This window comes from Bartonella sp. AA81SXKL (assembly GCF_042196945.1).
Taxonomy (GTDB): domain Bacteria; phylum Pseudomonadota; class Alphaproteobacteria; order Rhizobiales; family Rhizobiaceae; genus Bartonella.
In genome coordinates this window covers 543-817 of sequence record NZ_JBHIRH010000172.1, presented here as the reverse complement: position 1 = coordinate 817, position 275 = coordinate 543, and the positions used below count along the sequence as shown (strand labels likewise).

The window sequence follows — 275 nt, the reverse complement described above, 5'->3', positions numbered from 1 at the left end:
ATCGCAGATCCAGCGAATAGAGCGATCTGATAATCCTGCTTTTTCTTGATTAGCTTTTGCCCAAGCAATGGCTTTTTTAGAAGCGTCAACATGCGTTACATTTGCACCCGCACGTGCACTAATCAAAGAGGCAATACCTGTATAGCCAAAAAGATTGAGCAATTTAATAGGACGTGTAGCATTAACAATTTGTTTTTCCATAAAGCGCCAATGAGCATCTTGTTCAGGAAAAACACCCACGGGACGAAAAGAAGTAAAACGCCCTAGAAAGGACA

The 275-nt window shown here is 41.5% G+C and carries 1 pseudogene; it reads right to left on the bottom strand.

The window, feature by feature from the left end:
• Positions 1–275 (bottom strand): annotated as a pseudogene (locus ACFINZ_RS10385) (class I SAM-dependent rRNA methyltransferase); the annotation flags it as partial.